This is a genomic window from Streptomyces sp. NPDC026246, from assembly GCF_055567995.1.
Map to the genome: position 1 here is coordinate 232,555 of NZ_JBVHPJ010000005.1, position 22,194 is coordinate 254,748.

The window sequence follows — 22,194 nt, forward strand, 5'->3', positions numbered from 1 at the left end:
ACGCACGGCCGCGCCGCGAGCCGATGGATGTGCGGGTCGGGACTGGCCCGGATCGCATCGGCGTCGCAGCGCCCGCTCGGGAAGCCTCGCCGCGTGTCGTCGACGGCGGCGAGGCGCGGGTGTCAGACCGACGTGACGAAGCGCTCCCACACGCGGTGCGTGGCCATCAGTTCCCGCAGCTGCTCCAGCACGGACGTGCCGTCGCCGCTCACCACCACGCCCGGCCCGTCCGTCGGGATGCCGACCGCGTCCAGCGCCGCGTCGCCACCCGCCCAGGCGCCGATCGCCTTGCCGTGGCGGAACGCCTCCGACAGCAGCAGGCCCACCCGCGGGTCGACGCCTCCGGGCGTGCCCGCGGGCAGTCCCTTGGCATCGCGGGCACCGTGGGCGTCGCCGCCCGGGGCGGGCGAGCCGGCCACGAGCAGCGCGTCGAACTCGATCGACCGGGCGGTCGCGAACGTCCGCTGTACCGTGACCGCGTCGTCGCCCGTGCCCAGCTTGCCGCCGGTGGGAGCCACGACCAGCGGCACCATTCCGGCGCCGAGCACCGCCTCGCGCACCGCCCGCACACCGTCCAGGTCACCGTCCGGGGTCGCGATGATGCCGATGAGCCGTCCGCCGGTGGGCCAGGTCTGCCCCACCTGGGAGAGAGCGGGGCTTGGCTCGACGTCGGCGGGCGGCTCGGTCGCCTCCGGCGCGGGCAGGCCGAGACCCTCGGCGACCCGGGCGCACAGGTCGGCGTCGATGCGGGCCAGCACCTGCAGCGCCCGTTCCTTGACGGCCTGCTCGTAGCACTTGCCCAGCTCGAAGGTGTAGGCGCCGATGATGTGTTCCCGCTCGACGTCGCTCATGCTCAGCCAGAAGCGGCGCGGCTGGCTGAAGTGGTCGGCGAACGACTCCGGGGCCTCCCGGACCTTCGTCGCCTCGGGCACCCGCACCGGTGTCTCGATGTACGCCCCCGTGTCCGCCCCCGCCAGGAACGGGCAGCCGCCGTCGAGCGAGTTGGGCCGGTAGGGGGCCACGCCCCGGTGCACCGCGTCCTGGTGATAGCCGTCCCGCAGCATGTCGTTGACCGGCGAGTGCGGCCGGTTGATGGGGATCTGCGCGAAGTTCGGACCGGCCAGCCGGGTGATCTGGGTGTCCAGGTAGGAGAACAGCCGTCCGGCGAGCAGCGGGTCGTCGGTGATGTCGATGCCGGGTACGAGGTGGCCGACGTGGAAGGCGACCTGCTCGGTCTCGGCGAAGAAGTTCGACGGGTTGCGGTTCAGCGTCAGCAGGCCGATGGGCTGGACGGGGGCGAGCTCCTCGGGGACGAGGTTGGTCGCGTCGAGCAGGTCGATGCCCTCGAAGGTCTGGTCCGGGGTGTCGGGGAAGGTCTGGATGCCCAGCTCCCACTCCGGGTAGGCGCCCGCCTCGATGGCGTCGGCGAGGTCCCGGCGGTGGAAGTCGGGGTCGACACCGCCCGCGATCTGGGCCTCCTCCCACACGAGGGAGTGCACACCGAGCTTCGGCTTCCAGTGGAACTTCACCAGCGTCGTGGAACCGTCGGCTGCCACGAGGCGGAAGGTGTGGACTCCGAAACCCTCCATCATCCGGTACGAGCGCGGGATGCCCCGGTCGGACATGTTCCACAGGGTGTGGTGCGTGGCCTCGGTGTGCAGGGTGACGAAGTCCCAGAAGGTGTCGTGTGCGCTCTGCGCCTGCGGGATCTCGCGGTCCGGGTGCGGTTTGCCCGCGTGGATGATGTCCGGGAACTTGATGGCGTCCTGCACGAAGAAGACCGGGATGTTGTTGCCGACCAGGTCGAAGACACCTTCCTCGGTGTAGAACTTGGTGGCGAATCCACGGGTGTCCCGCACGGTGTCGGCGGAACCGCGCGAACCGAGGACGGTCGAGAAGCGCACGAACACCGGCGTCTCCGCCCCCGGGGCCAGGAAGGCGGCCTTCGTCACGGCGGACGCGGTCCCGTAGCTCTTGAAGACGCCGTGCGCCGCCGCACCGCGGGCGTGCACGACACGCTCCGGGATGCGTTCGTGGTCGAAGTGCATGACCTTCTCGCGCAGGTGGTGGTCCTGCAGCAGCACCGGCCCGCGCGGGCCGGCCTTGAGCGAGTGGTCGGTGTCGTAGAGACGTGTGCCCTGGGCGTCCGTCAGGTAGGCGCCCGACTGTGCCATGCGGGCCTGGGCCGCACCGGTCGCCTGACCGGTGGGCGACATCGTGTCGGGTCCGCTCTGGTCGGGCTTGGGCGGCAGCGGCTCGCGCGGCTCCGTCGGTTCCGCGACGGCCGGGGACTCCGGGGCCGGCTTGCCGGGGACCCCCTCCTCCGGTCCCGCGCCGAGACCCTGAAGGGCTTCGGTGACCTTGTCCGTCGCCCGCTTGATGGGGTTGGGCTGGCTCATCGCTACGGTTCCTCTGCTTTCTACCGGCCGCGGCGTGCGGCCACGGGGGGATGGGGCCCTGTGATCCGGCGCCGGGTACCCGGATGCGCCGAACGCACCCCTGGGTCGCGTGTGCGGCCGGCCCACGGGTCACCGTGGTCCGGCCGGCACGGGTGTCAGGGCCGCACGAGTCGGTGCAGGGCGAGTCGCGCCAGGGGGGCGTAGGCCAGCAGGGCGAGTCGTGGGCCGTCCACGGCGAGGGTCGTGGTGCTGCCGCGGGGGTGTGTCCGGACGTCGTGCTCCAGTCGGAGTACGACGGGACCGAGGCGAACGCGCCAGGACCAGCGCCGGCCTTCCTGATCGACCGTCTCGATCCCGAACACGACGCGGAGGCCCGCCACCGACTCGACGGTGCCGCTCGTACCGGCGGTGAGCCGGCGCTCGCGGCAGTGCACCGCCCTGATCTGGGGTGACCAGGCGGGCCATCGGTCGAGACATGCGTAACGCTCCCAGACCACCTCCGGGGAGGCCCGTCCGGTGGCGTGCAGCGTCAGGTGCCCCATGACCGCGGTGTCCGCCCTCGCGCCCGCTCGTCCTGTGTGCTGCTCACCGGGTCCGGCTCTGCAGGTACTCGGTGAGGGCGGTGCCCGGCCGGAACGTGGCCACGCCGTCGTCCGCCCGGAAGCTGCCGAAGCTCCCCAGGGTGACGGTCTCCTGCGCCTTGAGCGCCTCGGCGATGGCACCCGCCTGCTCGACCGTACCGAACAGCAGATCGAGGACCCGGCTGATGTCGTCCGTGTCGAGCTGCCCGCCGTCGGGGGCGTCGCCGGCACGTCGAGCGGTCATCTGGCTGAGCTGCGACTTGTCCACGTTCACTTTCCCGTCGCGTTCCGAGGGCGGTGCTCCGACGCCTCCACGATCGCGGCAGGGCGGAGGCGCCGCATCTTCGGACCACCACATCCCATGCAGGCGCATTATTTGCTATCACCGCTTATCCGCGCACGCATGTATGCTCGGGTCCCATGAAGGCCATCACACTCACGCAGTACGGCGACGATCTCGAACTGACCGAGCGGCCCCGGCCCAGGGTCGCGCCCGGCGAGGTTCTCGTCCGGGTGAGGGCCGCCGGTGTGAATCCGGTGGACTGGAAGCTCGCCGAGGGCGCCCTGGACTCCCTGATCGAGACCCGTTTCCCCCTGATCCCCGGCTGGGACGTGGCCGGCGTCGTGGAGCAAGTCGGCTTCGACGTGAGCGAGTTCACCGAAGGGGACGAGGTCTTCGGCTACATCCGCAAGGACACCGCCCAGCTCGGCGCCTACGCCGAGGAGGTCTCGGCCCACGTCCGCATGCTCGCCCGCAAGCCGGACTCGCTCTCCTGGGAGGAGGCGGCCGGGATGCCGCTGGCGGGGTTGACGGCCCTGCAGTCCCTGGACCGCGTCGGAGTGCGCGACGGCTGGACCGTCCTGGTGCACGCCGCGGCGGGTGGAGTGGGGGTGCTCGGCGCACAGTTGGCCGTGGCCCGCGGAGCCCGGGTCATCGGGACGGCCGGCGAGCACAACCACGCGTTCCTGCGCGGTCTGGGCGTCGAGCCGGTGACGTACGGGGAGGGCCTGGCCGAGCGGGTGGCAGCCCTGGCGCCCGAAGGGATCGACGCGGCCCTGGACTTCGTCGGCGGGGAAGCCGTCGACGTGTCTCTCGGCCTGCTCGACGAGCCGAGCCGTCTGGCTTCGATCGTCGATCCCTCCGCCGCCACCCGCGGCGGCCACTACGTGTGGGTGCGCCCCGATTCCGCGCAGCTGGCCGAGCTCGGCCGACTGGCCGGTGAGGGCCGTCTGACCGTCCCGGTCGCCCAGGTCCTCCCGCTCGCGGACGCCGCCGAGGCGTGGCGGCTCAGCCGCGAGGGGCGCACCCGGGGGAAGTTGGTGCTCTCCGTCGGCACCGGCTGATCTCCGCCCCGCAGCCGCGGCCCGGCGGGCGCACCCGTCGGGCCGCGGACGATCGAGCGGACCGCGGCGCCCCCGTGAACGACGGCCCCCGCTCCCCCGCGTCCCCCCGGCCCTCACCTGGCGTGGGCCGGCTTCCCGCCCTTCTGGTGCTGGCGTGCGTGAGCCGGCGGCCCTTGCTGGGGCTTCGCCTTTCCCTTGGCCGCCTTCTCGGCCCCGGGCCGCTGAGGAGTGCCGGACGTCGGGGCGGGCCGGTCGGCCGGTCGCGAGCCGGACGAGGGCGCACGAGCGACCCGTGTCGCGGCGGAGTCGCGCACCGGGTGCCCCGGGACGGAAGGACCGGACGAGGGCGTGGTCGCCGATGCGGAGGGTGTGTCCGCGCGGTGAGCCGCGGAGTCCCGAGCCCGTGACGGGTCGTCCCGGTCCGTGGCCGACGGAGCCGCTTCGCCCGCGGCGCCGTGGTGCGAGAAGCCGTCCGTGACCACCAGGCCCGCGGCGACCACGGCGGCGAGTGCGGCCGCGGCACCGCCGGTCAGCAGCCGGGCACGCCTGGAGGCGGGCCGGACGCCCGTCTCGGCCGAAGCGGGGGAATCCGTGGCGGTACCCGGCGCTGCCACCGCCACGGGCAGGCTCCGGTGCGTGCTGTCCCCCCGATCCGCGACCGTGGGCGGCACGACGCTCAGCGCGCGCCGGGGAGCGGATCCGGCAGGGCTCGGCGTGTCCGTTCCGGCGAGACGGGCCAGCGCCCGGGCGCACTCGACCGCGGTGGGCCGGTCGTGCTCCTCCAGACTCGTCATGCGCCGCAGCAGGTTCGCGAAACCGTCGGGCAGGAGGTCCGGCACGGCGGGCGGGCGGTGCAGACGCGCGATGGCGGCCTCCAGGGGACCGCCGTCGTACTCGAGCCGGGCGGTGAGGCATTCGAGGAGGACCAGGCCGAGGGCGTAGACGTCGGCGGGCTGTCCGACGCGCCGGCCCAAAACCTGTTCGGGCGCGAGGTAGGCCGCCGTTCCGGTCAGGGTGCCGGTGGCGGTGCGGGTGGTGGTCGCGTCCAGCAGCCGGGAGATGCCGAAGTCCGTGAGGTGGGGACGGCCCGAGGAGTCCAGGAGGATGTTGGACGGCTTGACGTCCCGGTGGACGATGCCCGCCTCGTGGGCGTGGGCCAGGGCGTCGGCCAGGGCCGCACCGAGTCCCGCCACGGTTCCGCACGGCAACGGCCCCTGGGCGATGCGCGATTTGAGGGTGGGTCCGTCGATCAGCTGCATGACGAGGAAGGCCTCCCCGTCGTGGCGTCCGGCGTCGAAGGCGGTGACCAGCCCCGGATGCTGCAACCGGGCCAGGATCACGGCCTCGCTGCGCAGGGCGTCCTCCGAGTCGAAGCCGGTACCGGCGCGGAAGACCTTCACGGCGACCGGCCTGCGCAGCCGCAGGTCGAACCCGCGGTGCACGTCCGCCGCGCCGCCCGATCCGATCAGCCCGTCCAGACGGTAGCGGCCCGCCAGGATCCGGGCACAACCCCGCACCGTCCGTGCGCCCCGCATCTCGCGCAACCCCACTTCGTTCTCCCCACCGCGCCCACGCGCAACCGCTCGGACACCCGTCACCAACGAGCCACCGGACGCAGGTACCCAGCCCTCGGCGGCTTGCACCCCGGTGTCCCGCCGGCCTGCTCGGCGGTGGAGTCCCCGCAGGGTGCGTCAGGTCGACAAGGCCTCGTCGACCGTGGCGTACAGCGGCAGCACGGTCGTCAGTCGCGTGAGTTCCAGGATGCGCAGGACCTCGGGCTGCAACCCGGTCAGCCCGAAGCCGTGCCCCGCCTCGGTGCGGCCGCGGTGGAGGGCGACGAAGGCACCGAGCGCGCTGGAGTCGCAGAAGTCGACCTGGTCCAGATCGAGGAGCAGCAGGGGAACCTCCTGCATCTCCTTGGTGGTCAGGTGCCCGAGCAGCTGGGGCGTGGTGTGGTAGTCGAGGGGGCCGGTCACGGCGACGACCGCGTGCCGCGGGCCGCGACGGGAGACGAGGGTCAGGGAGGGCCCGGTCGGGAGCAGGCTGCCGGTGTCGGCCTCTGCCGGGCTGGTGGGCTCGTGCGCCTCGGGTTCCTGGGACGGGGTCATCGGGGGCGTCTTTCGGGTGGAGTGGGCGGGCAGGGTGGTGGGCTGTTCGTGGAGCGGGCCGGGGCGGACGTCACGCGGTGGCGACCTCCACCCACACGACTTTGCCGCCGTCGATCGGGCGGGTGCCCCATCGTGTCGCGAGCGCGTCCACCAGGAATATGCCCCGGTGCCCGAACTCCCCCGGGTTCGACACGATCAGCCGCGGCTCCTCGGTGCTGCTGTCCGTGACTTCGAGGACGACGCGTCCGCCGCTGCGCCGCAGTTCCACCCGCATCGCGGTCCTGGCGTGGCGTACGGCGTTGGCCACCAGCTCGTCGGCGATGAGCATCAGGTCGTTCGCGAGGTGGGGCAGGCCCCAGGCGCGCATGGTCCGGGCTGCCAGGTCGCGGGCCTCGGGGACCGCGCCGGAGACCGGTGGGTAGTCACGGACGACCGACACGACGTGATGGGCGGGGTCCTCCGGCCGGTAGAGGTACAGCATGGCGATGTCGTCGTCGTGCTGCCCTTCGGCCAGTGCCTCCAGCCAGGAGTCGCAGTCGGCCTCGACCTCGCCCACCGGTCCCGCCAGCAGTTCGCCGAGTTGCCGCAGGCCGTCGTCGATGGAGCGCCCGCGGCGCTCGACCAGGCCGTCGGTGTACAGCAGGAGCCGCGCACCGGACTCCAGGGGGGCTTCCGTCTGGGCGTACTGCCGCCGTCCCACCCCCAGGGGCGGTCCCACCTGGTCGTCGAGGAACCGTACGCCGCCGTGGGGATCGCGCAGGGCGGGCGGCAGATGGCCGGCCACGGCCGCGCGCAGCAGGCCGCGGTCCCGGTCCAGCAGGGCGTAGACGCAGGTGACGATGGAGCCGGGCGCGATGTCGTCGACGAGGATGCTCAGTTGCTCCAGGACTTCGGAGGGGGTGAGCGCGAGTTGGGCGTAGGCACGGCAGGCTGTGCGGATCTGCCCCATCACGGCTGCCGCTTTGACCCCCTTGCCCATGACGTCGCCGACCACGAGGGCCACTTCACCGTCGCGCAGCGGTATGAGGTCCACCCAGTCGCCCCCGGCGCCGCGACTGCGGGCCGCGGGGAGGTAGCGCGAGGTCGTGACGATGCCGTCGACCCGGGGCAGGCGCGGCAGCAGGTGGCGCTGGAGCGCCGTCGCCGCTTCCCGCTCCTGCCGGTAGCTCTGCGCGTTCTGCAGGGCCACCGCGGCCTGCGAGGCGACGCCCGTGACCAGGCGCTCGTGGCGCTGGGTGAACACTCCGGGCTCGGCGTGCCCGAAGAAGAAGCCGCCGAGCACCGTCCCGCGGGAGATCACGGGGACGGCGAGGTAGCTGCGAACCGGCAGGTGCCCTTCGGGCATGCCGTGGTGCGGCGCGTTGTGCCCGTAGCGGGGGTCGGCGGTGATGTCGTCCGACCGCACGACCCCCAGTCCGCGGAACGTGTGCTCGAACACCTGGGTGTTCCGCGGCATGGGGAACTTGTCGAACTCCGACCGGTCCACACCGGAGATGACGTAGAGCAGGTACGACTCTCCGGTCTCGCCGAGGACGTTGTAGAAGAACGCGCCGAACTCCGCGCCGGACAGGCGGGTCGCGGTGTCGACCGCACGCTGTACCAGTGCGTCGAGGTCCAGCTCCGCGGCGAGGGTGCTGCCGATCTCCTGCAGCAGTTCCACGATGGCGGCTTCCTCGCGCAGTTCGCTCTCGCGCTGCTGGAGCTCCCGCTGGGAGCGGCGCAACCGTGCCTCGGTGGAGCGCAGTTCGGCCACGGCACCCTGCAGGTGAGCGGCCCGCCTCGCCACCGTGCCGTCCAGGCTGTCCGCCAGGGCGGCCGCCGCTTGTGCCCGCAGTGCGGGCGGCGCACCTCCGGCCGAGAGCAACGCGAGGCGCGCGCCGCAGGCCACGGGACGCAACAGTTCCGCGGTCGCACCGGGCAGCTCGACGGGGCAGGCCAGCGTCACCACGAACCACTCCTCCCCGGTCAGTGGGCCCCCGAAGAGCAGGGCCGAGGCGGGACCGCGGTGGTCGCCTCCGTCCGGCTGCGGGGCGTCGCCGGTGCGGTTCACCTGCAGGACGGCGACACCCGCTTCGAGCAGAGGTGTGTCGTCCACACGTTCCGTCCCGGCGCCGATCCGCTCGAGCAGCCGGTACGCCAGAGAGGCACTGCCGGCGGCTTCCTTCGGCGACGACGGGTCCGTGGCCCGTCCCGAGGGGCCCGTGGCCGGCAGGTCGGCGGCCTGCGGGCGGAACTCCCGCAACACGCCCTGGCTCGGGCGGGACGCGAGATGCACGCTGACGTCCGGGCGCCGCGCGCCCCGGTCGATGCGCAGCCGACCGTGGAGGAAGTCGGCGAGGGACTGTGCCGCCGCGTCGAGCGTCGGCGCCGACCGGACGGCTTCCCGTAGACGCACACCGCACGCGGCCATATCAGCGAGATCGAAGGCCGAGAGGTCGTGTGTGGTGAGGTCGCCTACCGGGTGGTGTCCGTGGGCCGAGTGCGGTGCAGCCATGGTCAGACACAGTAGAGCACGTCGGCGCCCCTCCGGTCCGCCACCCGGGGCACGGGCGACGTATCCCGGTACCCAGGTCGGAACGGAGTCCTGCGCCCGTCGGTGTCATGGCGATCACACCGGGGGTTACTGGATCTTCGTTTCGCTCCGGTGTGAGGATGAGCCAATGTCTGTGCCCTTCGAGTCGACGAAAGTACACGTCACCCGCCTCGATCAGGTGGTGTGTGTCGCATTGCGCGGTGAGCTGGACTTCGAGGACGCGGAGGACGTCCAGGCCGCCTGGTCGGCGGCCGACCGCGCCGGGCTGCCCACCACCGCCGTGGATCTCTCGCAGGTGGTCTTCGCCGACAGCATGCTGCTGAACGCGCTGCTGGAGGCCCGGCGCCGTCACGACGCCACGGGCCGCGCCTTCGTCCTGCTCGGCCCGCTCAACGCCTCGGTCAGCCGCCTGCTGGAAGTCACCGGCGCACTCGGACACTTCACCGTCCAGGACACGCTGCCGGGAGAAATCGCCTGAACCGCGGCAAAGGTACGTGAATCACCTCGGAGCAGTCACTCGGCCACGGCTCAGTCCTGGGCGGGCAGGACCCGAGTCACCTTGCCCTTCAGGTCGGCCTCCAGATGGCCGCTGACGTGCTCGTCGGCGAAATACACGGCCAGTCCGAGGGGGGTGTCGAAGGTGTCGTCGGCGGCGCGGACCATGAGGTAACGCGAGGTCGGATGTGCCACGTTGAGGTCCTTCTCCGCCCGCTTCAGCAAGGAGGGAAGGACATCCCAGTCGAAAGCGTCGAGGTCGAACGGACGGTCGCCCCCGATGATCGCGCCGCTGATGATGCCCTTCTCGACACCTCGGCCCGGGCGGTAGATGTACGAGTCGTACTTGGTGCCGCTTCCCTTCACCATGATCTCCGCGGACACGTATCCCGGATAGACGACGAATCTGCACGCGCGGTCCGTGCCCGTCGCGGCCTTGATCTCCTTCACCGCCGTCCGGATGCCGTCCGGGGTGAGCAGATCGGTGTCCGCGTCCGCCTGCGAGGCCGGGGCCGACCGGGAGGCCTCGGGGGCTTCGGGGGTGGGGTCCTTCGTGCCGGTCGCCGTCGACGAGGAACCGGGCCGGCCGGCCGCCTCCCCGTCGCCCTTGTCATCTCCGTGCGGTACCAGCGTCCACACCAGGACACCGGCGAGCACCGTGCCGACGACGGACGAGGCGATGGTAATGCGGCGCCGCGCACGGCTGCCCGGTCGCGGCGTCGTCGACCGCGTGGGGCCCGTCGGGTAGGGCGTCGGCGGGGCGCCGTGCCCGGGCACGGCGTCGTACGGGCCCGTCGGCCGGAAGCCGGCCGGCGGGCCGAAACCCGTCGGGGGCCCGAAGCCGGAGGGTGTGGCTACCGGCTCCGGCGGCGGCGCCAGCCGGTAGGAGGTGGCCGGGCCGCCTCCGCCGGTACCGACGGGTGGGGCCTGGCTGTCCCCGCCGGTGGCCCGGGGCGCGGGGCCGGAGCCGCCGGCCGCCTCCGCCAGCATCCGGTCCGCCGTCTCGGCGTCCGCCCGGCCGGCCGGGTCCTTGACGAGCACGGCGGTCAGGAAGCCGGTGAGCACCCCGGCCCGGCGTGGGGGTGGGAGCTCCTCGCTGAGCAGGGCCGCGAGCGTCGCGAGGGTGGTGCCCCTGCGCAGCGGGTGATGGCCCTCGACCGCCACGTACAGCATCATCGCCAGTGACCACAGGTCGGAGCCCGGGCCGCCCTCGCCACCGGAAATGCGCTCGGGGGCCATGTAGTCGGGCGTGCCGATGACGGAGCCGGTCGCGGTCAGAACGGTCGACTCCCTGATGGCAGCGATGCCGAAGTCGGTGAGTACGGGGCGCCCGTCGGGCCTCATCAGGACGTTGGCAGGCTTCACGTCCCGGTGCTGGATGCCGACGTCGTGCGCGGCGCGCAGTGCGGCCAGCACCTCGCGGCCGATCCGGGCGGCCTCGACGGGCGTCAGCGGGCCCTTGTCCAGCCGGTCCTGCAGCGACCCGCCGGTCACCAACTCCATGACGAGCCACGGGTAGGTGTGCTCGCCGCCGTCCACGACGTGGTGGATGGTGACCACGTTGGGGTGGTCGACGCGGGCCAGGGCCCGTGCTTCGCGCAGCACCCGCGCCCGCAGCATCGCCGCGGCGGGCGGATCGTACTCGGCGAGCCCCGGGTCGGACGGCCGCACTTCCTTGAGCGCGACCGCTCGGTCCAGGATGAGATCACGGGCCCGCCACACCAGGCCCATGCCACCGCCGCCGAGTCGCGCCTGCAGTTCGAAGCGCCCGTCGATGACCCGTCTGCCGGATTCCCCGTCGTTCATGGCCGGGAGCCTACGGGATGGCGGTGACACGGCTCCTGACAGGTGGCCGGCACGCCCGGCACGGTCGGGACGCCGATGTGCGGCAGGCGCGGGCCGACACGACAGTGACGGCACTGACCGGTCCCTGGTCACCCGCCGCCTCGTGACGACCGCCTTCGCCCCCGGACCGGCCGGGCCACTGACACCGACGGCGTACCGGCGCCTCCAGGAGCGGTCCGCCCGGGACCGCTCCGCCCGGGGCGACGGGGGGCGACGAGGGCGCATCGCGCACAAATACCTCATCCGGCCGAACATCAAGGCCTGTCGCCCCCGGTATGGATGACCCACACCCAGCGCACGTGGAGAGGGGGTGACCTCGATGGACAGCGGATACGGCCTCATCCAGTTCCTGCTCGACCTCCTCGGCCTCGGCTGATCACGGTGGACGAACCCGGGTCGCGGCGTCGCACGACGCCGCACCCCCCGAACCGGTCGCCGCACACCCCTCAAGCCCTCCCGCGGCCGGTCGGGACGCATGGCCCGGCCGCGGTCAGGACGGCGGCATCCGGCGCAAGGCGTCCGACGCGGACGCACCCACGTCGAGCGCGGTCTCCCGCACGTCCGCACCGACGCCGGCCTTCTGCACTGCGGCGGCCAACCTCCGCGCCTGTTGCAGATGTTCCCGCAGCGCCGACCGCAGGAGCCGGTCGAAGGTCCGGCCGCGGGCGGTCCGTAGAGCCCGCAGTTCCCGCGCGTCGGCCATGCCCGGCATGTCGTGGCCCTCGTGGGGATTGTCGTCGGGCACTCCTCTCCTGCCCAGGAGGGCGCGGAGCCGGGTGAGTTCGGTGTCCCGGCCGGCGGCGGCCTCGGACGCCCAGTGCTCCACCTCCCTGTCGCCACTCCGCTCCGGTGCGAGCAGGAGCAGCTGCCGGGCCTGCACGTCCATCGCGATGGCCAACTGGATCCAGCCGACCTCGGTGGCGTCGGGCCTGGCGGCCGCACGCGGTTCCGGCCGCTCCGGCGGCGGGGAGCCGCCGCACCCCGACACGGCCACCGCGCACAACACGGTGGCGACGAGGGCCGTGCCGAACCGGCGAGGAGTCGGGTGGGCCATCGCTGCTCCTTGAGCGTGGTTGCCGTGCCGAGGCGTGGACTGTGCCGTGCCGCGCGCGATCAGGAGGGGTTGCCGTCCGCTCCGCACTTCACGATGGCGTTGATGCAGGTGGTGACCCTGCGGGCGAGTTCGTTCTCGGGCCAGGCGTTGAAGAAGTCACCGTGCATCGTGTAGCCGGGCCCGGAGGCGAGCCGCAGGCCCTGGGTGTTCCCCGACACGGGGTAGCGCAGCACCTGCCGCAGCTTGGGCACGGGCACGGGGTGGGTGGCCGGGCACGCGCCGTTCACCGGGTAGGACATGTGGCTCTTGTGGTCGGCGGAGTCCAGGTCCTTTCCGTTCCAGCACTGCGGGAAGTCCAGGTAGGACTCCAGCATCGAGCCCGCCGGGCAGGTGACGAAGTCCTTCGAGGGGTTGACCTCGCCGTGGTGGAGACAGGACCAGCGGGCCACCGAGGTGGGATCGCCGACGCCGGTCGCCTTGGCGTTGCCCGCCACGATCCGCAGCCCCTGCGGGAACGGGCGGATGCGCTGGATGACGTCGTCGCGGACGCCCTCGCCGAGGTAGTAGAAGGTGGTGCCGGTCGGTTCCACGGGCTGGTCGTTGCGGTAGAGCGTGGGCACCCAGTACGACGACGTGTCCACGGCGGGGGCGCAGGTCGAGGCCGAGCCGAGCAGGTCGGTGACGTCGGTGTGCGCGTTGGTCACCCGGCTGCCGAAGAAGCTGTGCATGTGGGAGGCGCCGGGCAGCCCCGGGAAGACGATCGGGTCGTCGGGGAGCCGGTGGCTGTAGGGGCACTCGGCGAGGAACTCCGCGACCCGGATCACCTGGGCGCCCTGCGGGGCGGCGTTCAGGGCGGTGCTGTCCGGGCGGCTGCCGGGGGTGGCGGCTCCGGTGTAGAGGGTCGCGAACAGCAGGCCGAGGGAGGCCAGGGCGGTCGTCCAGGCGCGTCGCCTGGACCGGCTGCCGGTGGGCGGGCGGGGGGAGGTTCTCAGCACAGCACTCCTCCTGGGGGAAGTGGTGGGGGCTGCCGCCGGAAGCGGTTCCGGAACCGGTTCCGGCCTTGTGCGTGAATGAAAGGGACACACCGCGCTGCCGTCAATACCTCCCGTAGCGATTGGTACGCCCAACTCCCGCCCAGCGAAACGAACTTCGCATCGGGCAGTGCCGTGTGCGGCAGCCCCGCGCAGGGCAGCGGCGAGGCACCGCCGCGGCGCCTCCCTGTGGTGTTGACGTGGGGGGAAAGCCGCTGTTTGACTCGGGCGTCGCTCCCGGAGCGGCGCCGGTTCCGGCCGGGGCGGCCCGTCCGGCGGCCGTGTGTTCGTGCGCAGGAAGAGGGATGCGGTGCGTGTCACCATCGCGGACGTGGCCCGGATGGCCGGCGTGAGCAAGACGACCGTCTCGCGGGTCCTCAACACGCGAGCCGAGGTGGACAGTTCGACTGCCGCCCGGGTCCGGGAGGTCATCGACCGGCTGGGGTACGTACCCAGTTCCGGTGCGGTGGGTCTGGCCCGCGGGAGGAGCCGCACGGTCGGCATGCTCGTCCCGTCCCTGACCTGGCCCTGGATGGGTGAGGTGCTCCAGGGGGTCGTGGACACGGTGGAGGCCGCCGAGTTCGGTCTGCTGCTGTTCACCTGCAACCGGGGCACCGACTCGGTGGAGTGGTTCACCAGTCAGGTCTCGGCCCGCGCCTTCGACGGACTGATCGCCGTCGAGCCGGAGGACACGCTGGCGATGCTCACCGCACTGCACCGCAAGGGGCTTCCGGTCGTGCTGATCGACGACCGGGGCCGCCATCCGGAGTTCCCGTACGTGACCGCGGCCAATCGCGAAGGGGGAGCCGCGGCCGCGCGCCACCTGCTGGACGAGGGGCGGCTCCGGCCGTTGGTCCTCGCCGGGCCGCTGCGCTTCGGCTGTGTACGCGACCGCCGCGAGGGCTTCGACGCCACGTACGCCGCGAGCGGCCACCCGACGGATTCCGCGCTCTTCGTCGAGAGCGACTTCACCGAGGCCGGCGGGGCGGAGTCGGTCCGCCGTCTCCTGCGGGAGGGACGGGAGTTCGACGCCGTCTTCGCGCACAACGACCTCGCCGCCGTGGGCGCCATGTCCGCCCTGCGCGCGGCCGGGTTGCGGGTGCCGGAGGACGTGGCCGTCATCGGTTTCGACGACATCCCGATGGCACGCCTGACCCAGCCGGCCCTGACCACGGTCCGGCAGCCGATGCGCCGGATGGGGGAGACCGCGGCCCGGATGCTCCTCGGTCACCTGTCGGGCGAAGCACATCCGGGGCGACCGGTCGTCCTGCCGACCTCGGTGATCATCCGCCGGTCGACCACCGCGGACTGATCCCCGCCGACGGGCGGCCCTCCCCCGGCCCCTCCTCACGGGCGGGCAGCACCGGCCCGGCCCAGAGCGGGTCCGCGTCCCCAATTCCCGCTCCTTTGACGGCAATCCGTGTCCGAGGGCTTGCCCCCCGATTGCGTCACCCCTTAAATCAAACCGTGAACTAAGCGGCCCCACCGCCGTTCTCCCCATCGGCATGCCTGTGCGCCGAGCGGCACGCTCGCGTGAGCCCGCACCGGCCCCGCAGAAAGTTGACGCATGAGACACATCACCGACGTGCGACGCCTCAGACGTCGAGCACTGGGTGTCACACTGATCGCCACAGCGGCGCTCGTCACTCTCCCGGCACAACTGCCCGCCGCGGCAGCGGAGACGCCGCTGTCGCAGGGCAGGACCGTCACCTCGTCCTCGAACGAGAACGCCGGGACGCCCGCCGCCAACGCCGTGGACGGCGACCACGGCACCCGCTGGTCGTCGGCCGCGGGCGACAACCAGTGGCTGCAGGTGGATCTGGGCGCCACGGCGTCCGTCACCCGGGTCGTCCTCGACTGGGAGGCCGCCTACGGCAAGGAGTACAAGATCCAGCTGTCCCGGGACGGCGCCAGCTGGAACGACGCGAAGACCGTCACGGGCGGCGACGGCGGCGTCGACACCGTGGACGTCTCGGGCCAGGCTCGCTACGTACGGATGCAAGGGCTCCAACGCGCCACGTCCTGGGGCTACTCCCTGTGGGAGTTCCAGGTCTTCGGCACCGCGGGCGACACGCCTGCCGGGGCGTGCGGCACCGCCGACGCCGCCCGCGGCAAGCCCTCCTCGGCCTCCTCCGTGGAGAACGCGGGGACTCCGGCCTCGGCGGCGTTCGACGGTGACGCGGGCACCCGCTGGTCGAGCCAGGCCTCCGACCCCCAGTGGCTCCAGGTCGACCTGGGCTCGGTCAAGGACCTGTGCAAGATCGACCTGAACTGGGAGGCCGCCTACGCCAAGGACTTCCGTCTCCAGGCGTCCGGCAACGGCCAGGACTGGACCACACTGAAGCAGGTGACCGGCGCGACCGGCGGACGCGCCTCCTACGAGGTCGACGGCGCCGGCCGCTACGTCCGCGTCCTGGGCACGGCCCGCGCCACCCCGTACGGCTACTCCCTGTGGGAGATGGCGGTGCACACCGAGTCCGGCGGCGGCACCGGTCCCATCCAGGGCGGCGGCGACCTGGGCCCGAACGTCATCGTGGTCGATCCTTCGACGCCGAACCTGCAGCAGAAGTTCGACCAGGTCTTCGCCCAGCAGGAGAAGAGCCAGTTCGGCAGCGGCCGTTACCAGTTCCTGCTCAAGCCGGGTACGTACAACAACATCAACGCCCAACTGGGCTTCTACACCTCGATCTCCGGTCTCGGGCTCAACCCCGACGACGTCCAGATCAACGGTGACATCACCGTGGACGCCGGCTGGTTCAACGGCAACGCCACCCAGAACTTCTGGCGATCGGCCGAGAACCTGGCCCTCACCCCGGCCAACGGCACCAACCGGTGGGCGGTCGCCCAGGCCGCACCGTTCCGCCGGATCCACGTCAAGGGCGGCCTCAACCTCGCGCCCGACGGCTACGGATGGGCCTCCGGCGGTTACATCGCCGACTCGAAGATCGACGGTACGGTCGGCCCCTACTCGCAGCAGCAGTGGTACACCCGTGACAGCAGCGTCGGCGGGTGGACCAACGGCGTGTGGAACATGACCTTCACGGGCGTCCAGGGCGCGCCCGCGACCAATTTCGCCACCGGCCCGTACACCACCTTCGACACCACGCCCCTCTCCCGCGAGAAGCCGTTCCTCTATCTGGACGGCAGCACCTACAAGGTCTTCGTGCCCGCCAAGCGCACCAACGCGCGCGGAGTGTCCTGGCCGGCGAACAGCGGCGGCACCTCCCTGCCGCTGGACCAGTTCTACGTGGTCAAGCCCGGCGCCACGGCCGCCACCATCAACGCGGCCCTCGACCAGGGCCTCAACCTGCTGTTCACGCCCGGCGTCTACCACCTCGACCAGACCATCGAGGTCGACCGCGCCAACACCGTCGTCCTCGGACTCGGACTGGCCACGATCATTCCCGACGGCGGCATCGACGCCATGCACGTCGCCGACGTGGACGGCGTCCGCCTCGCGGGCTTCCTGATCGACGCCGGCGCGGCCAACTCCGACACGCTGCTGCGCATCGGCGAGCCCGGCGCGTCGGCCGACCACGCGGCCAACCCCACCACCATGCAGGACGTGTTCGTGCGCATCGGCGGCGCGGGGCCGGGTCTCGCCACCAACTCGGTGGTCGTCAACAGCGACGACGTCCTCATCGACCACACCTGGATCTGGCGGGCCGACCACGGTGAGGGTGTGGGCTGGGAGACCAACCGCGCCGACTACGGCCTGCGCGTCAACGGCGACGACGTCCTGACCACCGGCCTGTTCGTCGAGCACTTCAACAAGTACGACGTGCTCTGGAACGGCGAGCGGGGCCGCACGATCTTCTTCCAGAACGAGAAGGCCTACGACGCTCCCAACGAGGCCGCCATCACCCATGACGGCATCGTCGGATACGCGGCCTACAAGGTCGCCGACTCGGTCAACGAGCATGAGGCCTGGGCCCTCGGCAGCTACTGCAACTACACCTCCGACGACACCATCGTGCAGCACCACGGCTTCCAGGTGCCGGTCAAACCCGGCATCAAGATGCGGCACCTGATGGTGATCTCCCTCGGTGGGAAGGGTCAGTACCGCCACGTCGTCAATGACACCGGAGCTCCCACCTCGGGAACGGACACCGTCCCGTCCAAGGTGGTCCAGTTCCCCTGATCTGACCTGACCTGACGTGACATGACGTGACGTGACGTGACGGCCCGAGTCCCCGGATAGGCCCTCCGACCCGGGGACTTCGGGCTGCCCAGAGCAGGAGTACGCACCTTCACCTTGGTCGATGAGTTCATGGACATGAACTTCGTACGTATGGGTGTACGTGTCGGCTTCCGCGTGTCACCCTCGGGTGGCCAAGCCCCCGGGAACGAACAGGAGATGCGCGCATGAAGGGACACGAGGCCGCAGCCGCCTCCGGGCTCAGCAGACGGGCGCTGCTCGGCGGTGCCGCAGCCGTGGCGACCGGCGTGATCGCGGGGAGCGGCACCGCGTTCTCCGCGACGGGCACCCGTGGGACCGTGCCGGAGCTGTGGCACGAGTTCGTCCGCGAGCCGTACCGGCATCCCCAGATCCCCTTCGTCGGACGGGCGGGCTTCGGCGGCGGGGCCGTACGGCTGCCCCGCCGCCCGGTCGTCGCCGACGTACGCGACTTCGGCGCGGCGGCGGACGGCCGGACGGACTGCGCCCCGGCGATCAACCGCGCCATCGCCGCGGCCGGTGCCGCGGGCGGTGGCACGGTCCGCATCCCGCCCGGCGTCTTCCGCATCGACGGGCTGATCCGCCTCGGGCACTCCCACGTGGTCCTGCGTGGTGCCGGCAGCGGACGGACGACGCTCCACGCCACCAGCAACCTCACCGAGCTCATCGGTGCGTACGGCTCCCGGTACGGCGGCGACAAGTCGTCCTGGTCATGGGCGGGCGGCCTCATCTGGCTGGCGCCCGAAGCGCGTTGGAACTCCCTCACCGAGGCGATCAGGGCGCGCGCGTGGCCGTTCGAGGGCTGGACCGGCAACCGGCGGGAGGAGTGGCGCACGCTCACCCGCACAGCGGCAGCCCGTGCAGGCGACTGGACCGTGACCGTGACCGACCCGGCGCGCCTGCGCCCGGGCGCCCTGGTCCTGCTCCGTCTCAGCGACGACTCCGGGCACACCCTGCTGCGGCACATGGCGGGCGACGGTCCGGGCCCCGACGCCTACACCTGGACCGACAAGAGCAAGCTGCTCTCCTACGTCCCCTACGAGTGGCCCGTCCGCATCACCCGCGTCCGCGGACACCAGGTGACGCTGGAACGCCCCCTCCCCCTCGACCTGCGGCCCGAGTGGGAGCCACAGTTCACCACGCACGTACCGGAGTTGACGGGCTCGGGCGTCGAGGGCCTGACCCTGGAGGCGGTGGAGACACCGCAGCGGCCCCACCTCCTCGACCTGGGGTACAACGGCGTCGTGCTGCAGTGCGCGTACGACTGCTGGGTGGACGACGTGACGGTCCGGAACACCGACAACGGCTTCGGCCTGGTCGCTGCCTCCGCCTGCACCCTGCGCCGCACACGTGTCTCGGGGCGAGGCAGTCACCACCCGTACTTCTGCCGTGAGGGCTCACACGACAACCTCGTCGAGGACTTCACCATCGAGGAGCGCACCACCCCGGCTCCCGCCGGCACCCAGCTGCACGGCATCAACGTCGAGGGGTTGTCCTCCCACAACGTCTGGTCGCGCGGGGACATGAGGATGGGCACCTTCGACAGTCACCGGGGCATGCCGTTCGCCAACGTCCGCACCGACATCACCGTGCACAACAACGGCCGCCACGGCGGCGACGCCAGCGCCGGCCCCCTCTTCGGTGCCCGCTTCACCCACTGGAACATCCGCGTCACCAACGGACGCGCGGGCCTCATGAAGATCGACTCCCTGGCGCCGTACTCCGCGACCGTCGGCATCAACGAGGTCCGGGAGTTCGACCAGATCGACGTACCGGACTTCGAAGGCGACCTGCACAGCCGGCTGGAGCTGTACGGCACCACCGACGTGGTCCGGCCGGCCAATCTCCACGAGGCCCAGCGTGCCGCGCAGGTGAGACGCTCCGGGCGCTGAGGCGAACGGTCGCGGAGCCGGGGGCGGCCAGGCGGTGAGCGGGCCCCGTCACCCCGCGACCAGCCGGCGTGCCGCGCGGGACGCACCGTCCGTGCGGATCCGCCCCGCGAGAGCGCGCGCGGCCTCGGCCGTTCCGGGTGCGAGAGCACGGACCAGCGCCGCGGTCAGGGAGTCGACCGTGGGATCGCCGCCCCCATGGGCGCAACCGTTGCCGAGCCGATCGACGCGACGGGCGAAGTAGAACTGATCGAACATGCGCGGGACGATCACTTGAGGCACCCCGGCCGCGGCCGCCGTGGTGGTGGTGCCCGCCCCGCCGTGATGCACGACCGCGGCGACCCGGCGGAACAGCGCCTGCTGGTTCACCTCGCCGATCAACAGGCAGTCGGGAGCGGCTTGGTCGAGCGACAGCTCCGCCCAGCCGCGGGCGATGATCGCGCGACGGCCGAGGGCCCGGGCTGCGGCGACCGCCGTACGGGCGATGCCGGCCGGGGCGTGCATGCTGCCGAATCCGAAGCAGACCGGCGGATCGCCGGCGTCGAGGAACTGCCGCACCTCGGCGGGGAGCGGCCGGTGATCCGTCAGCATCCACGCCCCGGTCTGCCACACCTCCAGCTCCGACGCCCCGGGCCACGGGGCGAGAGTGGGGTCGGCGGCCAGCCACGGCGTGCGGGTGAAGAGGTGACGGCTCACATCGCCGACCGGGGCCAGACCGGCGGCCCTGCGCTGTGCGTCGAGGGCAGCGCCCCACAGGGCGTTCCAGCGCTGGGCGTCCTGGGCCCACAGGGCGCGGTTGTCCAGCGGACTGTCCGTCGGCTCCTCCCCCGACAACCCGAACACGGGCGGGGCGTGATGCGTCGACGGCAACGTGAGGGGAGCGAACGCCGCGTACACGTACCCGATGCCCCGTTCCTCGGCGACCGAGCCGGCGGCGATCGCCAGAGCACCGCCTCCCACGATCACGTCACACCCCTCGGCGGCCGCGCGCACCGCTGCGAACTGGTCGGCGACCGTGCCCTCGATCATCGTGCGCCGCTGTTCCGGCGTGGGCACGACGCCCTGGGGCTGCTTCGCCGTGGCGCGCAGCTCCGGACCGACCGCGACGTACGTGACCCCCAGTGACTCGGCCCATTCCCGGAAGTCGGGGGGCGCGCACACCACGGCCTCGTGCCCCGCTTCCCTCAGCCGCACGGCCAGAGCCATCACCGGCTGGACTTCTCCACGTGACCCGATCGTGGACAACAACACCCGCATACGCCCTCCCTCGGACCTGCCGCGCCTCGTGACGCGAGGGGTCATCTTCGCCCGATATGGGGGCCTTGCGGCAAGATCCCCCCTGCGCTGTACGCTGAAGCGGGAGGCGAGGTGAGGGACCGCTTGCCGTCCCCGGTCGAGTCGCTCACGGACAGTCGACCCCCTGGCTGACGAAGACGTTCTCGCCGAACTCGCTGCCCGGTCCGTGGCCGGTGTGGAAGGGCGGACAGGCTTCCGCGGGGTGAGAGCCTGCGCGGCGCGTGGTCAGGCCGCGCCGCGCAGGCGGTCAGGAGACCGGCTCGGCGGTGCGCGGCCGTTGCGGCACCGGGCGCAGGACGCCGGCCGCGGCGACGGCGGTCGCGCAGAAGAGGGACAGCAGCAGGAACGTGTGGTTGAGCGCCACGAGGTGCGTCATCCAGCCGATGACGGCCGGGCCCGCCAGCATGCCGATGTACCCCAGCCCGGCCACCCGGGAGACGTTGACCCCCGCCGCTGCGGGGTCCGCGTGCCCGGCGGCACTGAACAACTGCGGGACACAGCCCGACAGTCCGAGGCCGAACAGCGCCCAGCCGGTCAGCGCCGCCCAGACCCACGGGGACAGGGCCGCGACCGTGATACCGACGGCGGCCAGAGCCGCGCCGTGGCGCAGGACCGCGACAGGGCCGAAGCGCCCCGAGATCCGGTCCGCCAGCAGCCTGCCGATGGTCATGGTCGTCGCGTACGTGCCGTAGGCGAAGGCGGCGGTGCTCTCGGGCGCGTCGAGCACGGTCCTGAGATGCAGGACGCTCCAGTCGTTGGCGGCTCCCTCGCACAGCATGATCAGCAGCGCCAGCACGGCCAGGAGCCGGATGCGCCCGGGGACGGGCCGCCTGGGCGGCCGGGCCAGGTCCTCGGTGGCGGCCACGGGGGCCGTCGGCGCGGGGGGCAGCAGGCCGCGGGCCGCACCCAGGGCGACGACGGCTCCGGCGGCCGCGGCGACCCCCAGGGTCGTGGCCGGGCCCCAGCCGATGTCGACGGCCGCGGCACCGGCGAGCGCGGCGAGGACACCGCCGACGGAGAACGTGGCGTGGAAGGCCGACATGACAGGCCGCTCGTAGGCCTTCTCCACCTGCACGGCGTGCGCGTTCATGCTGACGTCGAGGGTGCCGTTGCCGAAGCCGAAGAGCAGGAGGGCCGCTCCGAGGGCCCACGGCTCCCGCGCAAGGCCGGGCAGCACCAGGGTGGCGCTGCACAGCACTCCTGCCAGGGGGACGACGGTGCGGGTGCCGAGCCGGTCGGACAGCCGCCCTCCGATCTGCATGCCGACGAAGGCTCCGGCGCCGAGCAGCACGAGGAAGCCGCCCAGGGCGGCGTGGGAGATGCCGACGCGCTCCTCGACTGCCGGGATCTGCACCACCCACATGCCGAGCAGCGTGCCGTTGAGCACGAAATAGACAACCGTCACAGCGCGGGCGACGCGCAGCGCTCTTTCCATGCGCCCA

16 protein-coding genes are annotated in these 22,194 nt (G+C 72.3%); 5 read left to right on the plus strand and 11 right to left on the minus strand.

The genetic code is table 11. From position 1 onward, the window contains the following. Positions 1–122: 122 nt before the first annotated feature. The 3 genes from ACZ4M5_RS15480 to ACZ4M5_RS15490 form a co-directional block, all read right to left on the minus strand. Positions 123–2,399, minus strand: coding sequence for a catalase (locus ACZ4M5_RS15480; RefSeq protein WP_467736901.1), 2,277 nt, complete (start codon positions 2,397–2,399; stop codon positions 123–125). A 155-nt stretch (positions 2,400–2,554) separates the two neighbouring features. Further along, positions 2,555–2,941 carry an SRPBCC family protein gene (locus ACZ4M5_RS15485; RefSeq protein WP_467736903.1) on the minus strand — a complete coding sequence of 129 codons (387 nt, stop codon included), beginning with the start codon at positions 2,939–2,941 and terminating at the stop codon, positions 2,555–2,557. A 43-nt stretch (positions 2,942–2,984) separates the two neighbouring features. After that, the gene (locus ACZ4M5_RS15490) at positions 2,985–3,224 is read right to left on the minus strand and encodes an HU family DNA-binding protein (protein WP_467736905.1); all 240 of its coding nucleotides are present in this window, start codon (positions 3,222–3,224) and stop codon (positions 2,985–2,987) included. 176 nt (positions 3,225–3,400) lie between these two features. Here ACZ4M5_RS15490 and ACZ4M5_RS15495 point away from each other — a divergent pair, with 176 nt between their 5' ends. Further along, the gene (locus ACZ4M5_RS15495; RefSeq protein WP_467736907.1) at positions 3,401–4,324 is read left to right on the plus strand and encodes an NADP-dependent oxidoreductase; all 924 of its coding nucleotides are present in this window, start codon (positions 3,401–3,403) and stop codon (positions 4,322–4,324) included. Between the two features lie 113 nt (positions 4,325–4,437). Here ACZ4M5_RS15495 and ACZ4M5_RS15500 read toward each other — a convergent pair whose 3' ends face one another. From ACZ4M5_RS15500 to ACZ4M5_RS15510, 3 genes are all read right to left on the minus strand, one after another. Continuing rightward, on the minus strand, positions 4,438–5,874 hold the full coding sequence (locus ACZ4M5_RS15500; RefSeq protein ID WP_467736909.1) for a serine/threonine-protein kinase: 1,437 nt from the start codon (positions 5,872–5,874) through the stop codon (positions 4,438–4,440). Positions 5,875–6,015: 141 nt separating this feature from the next. Next, complete coding sequence (locus ACZ4M5_RS15505) at positions 6,016–6,432, minus strand: STAS domain-containing protein (RefSeq protein WP_467736911.1); 417 nt, start codon at positions 6,430–6,432, stop codon at positions 6,016–6,018. A gap of 70 nt (positions 6,433–6,502) precedes the next feature. Further along, positions 6,503–8,926, minus strand: a complete 2,424-nt coding sequence (locus tag ACZ4M5_RS15510) for an ATP-binding SpoIIE family protein phosphatase (protein ID WP_467736913.1) — start codon at positions 8,924–8,926, stop codon at positions 6,503–6,505. 166 nt (positions 8,927–9,092) lie between these two features. Between ACZ4M5_RS15510 and ACZ4M5_RS15515 the strand changes: the two genes are divergently transcribed. Further along, complete coding sequence (locus ACZ4M5_RS15515) at positions 9,093–9,443, plus strand: STAS domain-containing protein (protein ID WP_467736915.1); 351 nt, start codon at positions 9,093–9,095, stop codon at positions 9,441–9,443. 50 nt (positions 9,444–9,493) lie between these two features. Here the strand turns inward: ACZ4M5_RS15515 and ACZ4M5_RS15520 are convergent, their stop codons facing one another. The 3 genes from ACZ4M5_RS15520 to ACZ4M5_RS15530 form a co-directional block, all read right to left on the minus strand. Next, entirely contained in the window at positions 9,494–11,266 is a 1,773-nt protein-coding gene (locus tag ACZ4M5_RS15520) for a serine/threonine-protein kinase (protein WP_467736917.1), read from the minus strand. Positions 11,267–11,795: 529 nt separating this feature from the next. After that, a complete protein-coding gene (locus tag ACZ4M5_RS15525; protein WP_467736919.1) occupies positions 11,796–12,359 on the minus strand; it encodes a DUF305 domain-containing protein in 564 nt (187 codons plus the stop codon). 59 nt (positions 12,360–12,418) lie between these two features. After that, positions 12,419–13,351 (minus strand): DUF1996 domain-containing protein, encoded by a 933-nt coding sequence (locus ACZ4M5_RS15530; RefSeq protein WP_467737370.1) that lies wholly within the window; start codon positions 13,349–13,351, stop codon positions 12,419–12,421. Between the two features lie 349 nt (positions 13,352–13,700). Here ACZ4M5_RS15530 and ACZ4M5_RS15535 point away from each other — a divergent pair, with 349 nt between their 5' ends. The 3 genes from ACZ4M5_RS15535 (at position 13,701) to ACZ4M5_RS15545 (ending at position 19,459) form a co-directional block, all read left to right on the plus strand. Then, positions 13,701–14,702 (plus strand): LacI family DNA-binding transcriptional regulator, encoded by a 1,002-nt coding sequence (locus ACZ4M5_RS15535; RefSeq protein WP_467736921.1) that lies wholly within the window; start codon positions 13,701–13,703, stop codon positions 14,700–14,702. A 255-nt stretch (positions 14,703–14,957) separates the two neighbouring features. Then, complete coding sequence (locus tag ACZ4M5_RS15540) at positions 14,958–17,531, plus strand: discoidin domain-containing protein (protein WP_467736923.1); 2,574 nt, start codon at positions 14,958–14,960, stop codon at positions 17,529–17,531. A 224-nt stretch (positions 17,532–17,755) separates the two neighbouring features. After that, positions 17,756–19,459, plus strand: coding sequence for a glycosyl hydrolase family 28-related protein (locus ACZ4M5_RS15545; protein ID WP_467736925.1), 1,704 nt, complete (start codon positions 17,756–17,758; stop codon positions 19,457–19,459). A 48-nt stretch (positions 19,460–19,507) separates the two neighbouring features. Here ACZ4M5_RS15545 and ACZ4M5_RS15550 read toward each other — a convergent pair whose 3' ends face one another. Together ACZ4M5_RS15550 and ACZ4M5_RS15555 are read right to left on the minus strand one after the other, a co-directional pair. Next, complete coding sequence (locus tag ACZ4M5_RS15550) at positions 19,508–20,713, minus strand: glycosyltransferase (RefSeq protein ID WP_467736927.1); 1,206 nt, start codon at positions 20,711–20,713, stop codon at positions 19,508–19,510. A gap of 286 nt (positions 20,714–20,999) precedes the next feature. Next, the gene (locus ACZ4M5_RS15555) at positions 21,000–22,187 is read right to left on the minus strand and encodes an MFS transporter (protein ID WP_467736929.1); all 1,188 of its coding nucleotides are present in this window, start codon (positions 22,185–22,187) and stop codon (positions 21,000–21,002) included. Positions 22,188–22,194 lie beyond the last annotated feature (7 nt).